Annotated in this window: 4 protein-coding genes; 2 read left to right on the top strand and 2 right to left on the bottom strand. The window is 70.8% G+C overall.

Annotation, left to right across the window (positions count from 1 at the left end; translation table 11 throughout):
- On the top strand, positions 1-1,419 hold a 1,419-nt coding region (locus tag AB0305_RS22785), incomplete at its 5' end, for an MFS transporter (protein WP_366174146.1).
- Between the two features lie 177 nt (positions 1,420-1,596).
- The gene (locus AB0305_RS22790) at positions 1,597-2,661 is read left to right on the top strand and encodes an FUSC family protein (protein ID WP_364136012.1); all 1,065 of its coding nucleotides are present in this window, start codon (positions 1,597-1,599) and stop codon (positions 2,659-2,661) included.
- On the opposite strand, the gene AB0305_RS22795 is transcribed toward AB0305_RS22790, so the two are convergent.
- Together AB0305_RS22795 and AB0305_RS22800 are read right to left on the bottom strand one after the other, a co-directional pair.
- On the bottom strand, positions 2,654-3,439 hold the full coding sequence (locus AB0305_RS22795; protein WP_364136009.1) for an SDR family oxidoreductase: 786 nt from the start codon (positions 3,437-3,439) through the stop codon (positions 2,654-2,656). The genes AB0305_RS22790 and AB0305_RS22795 overlap by 8 nt on opposite strands.
- A 77-nt stretch (positions 3,440-3,516) precedes the next feature.
- The coding region (locus AB0305_RS22800) for a hypothetical protein (RefSeq protein WP_366174148.1) at positions 3,517-4,029 on the bottom strand (513 nt) is incomplete at its 5' end.

A 4,029-nucleotide genomic window follows, 5' to 3' on the forward strand; every position in this document is an offset into this window, starting at 1 on the left:
GGCGGAACCATCGTCGGCAACACCATGGAATGGTACGACGTCGGCGTGTTCGGCTACCTGATCACCACCATGGGCCCGGTCTTCCTGCCCGAGGCAGACAAGACCGTCCAGACCCTCTTCCTGCTCGGCACCTTCGCCGCCACGTTCATCGCCCGCCCCCTCGGCGGCGTCGTGTTCGGGTGGCTGGGCGACAAGGTGGGCCGCCAGAAGGTCCTGGCCGCCACCCTGCTGATCATGGCGGCCAGCACCTTCGCCGTCGGCCTGCTCCCGGGCTACGCGCAGATCGGCATCTGGGCCGCCGTGCTGCTGGTGGTCTTCAAGCTCATCCAGGGCTTCTCCACCGGCGGCGAATACGCCGGTGCCACCACCTTCGTCAGCGAATACGCACCGGACAAGCGCCGCGGCTTCTTCGCCAGCTTCCTGGACATGGGCAGCTACCTGGGCTTCGCCCTCGGTGCCGCACTGGTGTCCGTCCTGCAGCTGACCCTGGGCCAGGACACCATGGAGCAGTGGGGCTGGCGCATCCCGTTCCTCGTGGCCGGCCCGCTCGGCGCCGTCGCCGTGTACTTCCGGAGCAAGATCGAGGAATCCCCGCAGTTCCAGGCCACCCTGGATGCCCAGGAGAACCTCGCCAAGGACGCTTCCGCCGCGGATGACGCCGCCTCCAAGGGTCCGGTGGGCATCGTGAAGGCCTACTGGCGCTCGATCATCACCGCCATGATCCTGGTGGCCGCGGCGAACACCGCCGGCTACGCCCTGACCTCCTATATGCCGACCTACCTCACCGAGTCCAAGGGCTACGACGAGGTGCACGGCACCCTGCTGACCATCCCCGTCCTGGTGGTCATGAGCCTCTGCATCCCGCTGACCGGCAAGCTCTCCGACCGGATCGGCCGCCGGCCCGTGCTTTGGATCGGTGCCATCAGCACCGTTGTCCTGGCCACCCCGGCGTTCATGCTGATCGGCGTCGGCGAGATCTGGTCCACCCTGGCGGGCCTGGCGCTGATCGCGTTCCCCGTGACGTTCTACGTCGCCAACCTGGCCTCCGCCCTGCCGGCCCAGTTCCCGACCGCCAGCCGCTACGGCGCCATGGGCATCGCGTACAACTTCTCGGTGGCGATTTTCGGCGGCACTACGCCGTTCATCGTCGCGGCCCTTATCTCGGCCACCGGCAACGACATGATGCCGGCGTACTACCTGATGGCCACTTCGGCGATCGGCGCCGTCGCGATCTACTTCCTGCGCGAATCCGCCCAGATGCCGCTGCCCGGCTCCATGCCGAGCGTGGACACCCAGGCCGAGGCCCGGGAACTGGTCGCCACCCAGGACGAAAACCCTCTGATCGACCTGGAACACATGGATATGCCCCTGGTCGCTGCGGGCGACGCCGACGGCGGCAAGGTCGGCGCGCCGGCCTAGCCACCCCCGGCCGAGCACGCCGGCCCAGCGCCCCGCCCTCCGAGGCCCCTCGCGGGCCGTCCGTCCCCACCGGGGCGGCGGCCACGGCGGGCCTTTGGCGGCTCCGGCCCGCTTCGATTCCATCCCTGGCCGCGCCCCCATCCGTTCTCCACCACCACACCACCGCAGGAGGTCCGCTTGCCGTCCACGCCGCGGTCCTCCCTGCTCCGCCATGCCAAGGGACTGCACTCGCTGGGACCGGCCAACCGGGACCACGCCTCGGCGGTGCGCGTGGCGCTCAGCGTCGCAGTGCCTTCTCTGGCACTGCTGGCCGCCGGGCGGCCGGACCTGATCGTCTACGCCGTCTTTGGGGCCCTGATAGGCATGTACGGCCGCTCCGATCCGCACCAGCTCAGGCTCCGGCACCAATTGCAGGCGGCGCTGGTCCTGGTGGGCGGCCTGGCCGTGGGCGTGCTGCTCTCGGTCAACCACCTGCACTCCTGGACGCTCGTGGCCGTGGAGTCCGGCCTCGCCGCCGTCGGCTCACTCTTCGCGGACCGGGTGAACCTGAAACCGAACGGGCCCTTCTTTGGCCTCCTGGCCCTCGGCGCGTGCGCGTCCATCCCCACCCCCGTGCCGGGACCGGCTGCGGTCCTGATCGGCGCCGGGTCCGCGGCGTTCTCCATCCTGGTCGGCTTCGCCGGCTGGGTCCGCAGCCGGAAATGGGTACGCGGGGCGGGACGGACCGTGCCGCCGCTGCGCGGTTCCCGCCGCCGGGCGGCCTGGATTCACGCCGCCCGGTACCTGGCCGCGGTCGGGGCGGCCGGCAGCATCGGGGTGCTCAGCGGCAGCGGCCACCCGCACTGGGCGATGGCCGCGGCGGCGGTGCCGCTGGCGGGCGCCGACCTGCCGAGCAGCGTCTACCGCGGCCTGCACCGGATTGTGGGCACGCTGCTAGGCCTGCTGGTGGTGGCGGCCGTGCTCTTTCCCTGGGCAGGCTCCCCGCTGCGGTTGTTCCCCGGCAGCGAGACCGCCGCCGTCGCGGTGCTGGTGATCGTGCTGCAGTTCGGTACGGAGCTGTTCATGGCCCGGCACTACGGGCTGGCCATGGTCTTCTTCACCCCCGTGATCCTGCTGATGACCCAGCTCTCCTCCCCCGCCGACCCGCACCTGCTGGTGGCCGAACGGGCGGTGGAGACGCTGCTCGGCGCCTGTGTGGGGATCGCCGTTGTGCTGTTGATCCGCCGCCGGGCCGCTACTTAGCCCGGCGGGGCGGTCCGGCCACGAGCTTCGCCGGCAGCAGCCGCGCGGCCGCGACCAGCGCCTTGTAGCGCCGGCTGGGGATGGACACGCCACGTCCACGGGCGTTGTCCGCCAGGCCCTCACGGACCACCTGTTCAGCGCTCAGCCACATCCAGGACGGCGCCACGGACTTATCCATGCCCATCCGATCGTGAAATTCGGTGTGGGTGAAGCCGGGGCAGACGGCCGTCACTTGTATGCCCCGCGAGACATATGCAATGTTGGCCCACCGGCTGAAGCTCAGCAGCCAGGCCTTCGCGGCCGAGTAGGTTTCCCGCGGCAGGAACGCGGCGACGGAGGCCACATTGATGATTCGGCCGGAGCCCCGCTGGAGCATGCCCTGCAGGGCGGCGTGCGAGAGCTCCATCGCCGTCTCGACGTGGAGCTTGAGGTGGCGCTTCTCGTCCTCGATCGGGTTCTCGGCGAACGAGCGGAGCAGGCCCATGCCGGCATTGTTGACCAGGATCTCCACCGGGCGGGCGGGATCGGCGAGGCGCGCGACGACGGCGGCAACGCCCGTGTCCTCGGTCAGATCGGCCGGGAGCACCTCTGCCGTCACACCGAAGCTGTTCTCCAGCTCCTCGGCGACGGCACGCAGCCGCCCGGCGTCGCGGGCCACGAGGACCAGCCGGTGGCCCTGCCCGGCCAGCTGGCGGGCGAACTCGGCCCCGAGCCCGGCGGTGGCGCCGGTGACCAGGGCAGTGGATGCGGGCGTGGCTCCGGGGGTCTCTGCTGTCATAGCTGAAGCCTAGTCCCGGTCCCGCCTGCAATCAGGCACAAAAGGCTCAGGCAACATCAGACTCGGATAGAAACGGCTCAGGCGGAAATTGGGCCGGCGGCGCGTTCGCCGTCGGGGGTGTCGTCGTTATCCCCGTCGACGGCAGCCCGGAGCGGGTTACGGTCCTGGGTTCGGACGGCCAGTTCGGCCGCGGCGCGTTCGGTGGCCGAGGGATCGGCCTCGTCGAGGTCTTCCCCGGCGAGCATCTCGGCGGCCTGGTCCATGGCGGAGATGTCCTCCGGGGTCAGCTCTGCGGAGGCGTCGGTGGCCAGCCCGGAGGTCAGCTCGGCGGAGCCGGCCCCGGGCAGCCCGTCCTCACGACGGTGGCGGTGCTGCAGCTCCTCGGCGGCAAGGTCATACCAGGTGTGCGCGCCGAAGGAGGGGTGGGTGGTGTCGAGGTGCCTGTACAGGGCGTCGGCCAGCTGGCCGAGGGCGTCGTCGGAGAGTGCCCGCACGGTCGCCGCCGGGTCCAGGGTCCCCTCGAAGTACTGGGCCAGCTCCAGGCCCTGGATGCGCTCCCCGGTCTCCACCGGGTCCTCGTCCACGTCAGC

This window comes from Arthrobacter sp. NPDC080086 (assembly GCF_040702285.1).